1 protein-coding gene is annotated in these 275 nt (G+C 60.4%); it reads right to left on the bottom strand.

Going from position 1 to position 275, the window contains the following annotated elements; all coding sequences use genetic code 11:
- Positions 1-215, bottom strand: a 215-nt coding sequence (locus tag E0702_RS17270; RefSeq protein ID WP_132045756.1) for a 50S ribosomal protein L19, incomplete at its 3' end; no start/stop codon positions are given.
- Between the last annotated feature and the right edge of the window lie 60 nt (positions 216-275).

Genomic DNA, 275 nt, shown 5'->3' with positions numbered 1-275 from the left:
CCCTCACCGAAGGAAATCTTGCGAACGGTGAACGAACCCGCGATGCCCTTGCCGTTCTTACGGCTGATGCAGACGCCTTCGTAGGCCTGCACACGGGTACGGGTGCCTTCGGTCACCTTGTAGCCGACGCGCACGGTGTCGCCGGGCTTGAAGTCGGGGATGGTTTTCCCCAGGGCGGCAATTTGCTCCGCCTCGAGCTGTGCGATCAGATCCATCTGACGCTCTCCTATCTGCTCACGGTTTTTTCCGTGAAGGTGTCGCGTTTCCAGAGCTCC

It is taken from the genome of Halomonas marinisediminis, from assembly GCF_004347715.1.
Taxonomy (GTDB): Bacteria; Pseudomonadota; Gammaproteobacteria; order Pseudomonadales; family Halomonadaceae; genus Halomonas; species Halomonas icarae.
The sequence above is the reverse complement of the archived record's forward strand: the minus strand, read 5'-3'. Positions and strand labels throughout refer to the sequence as shown.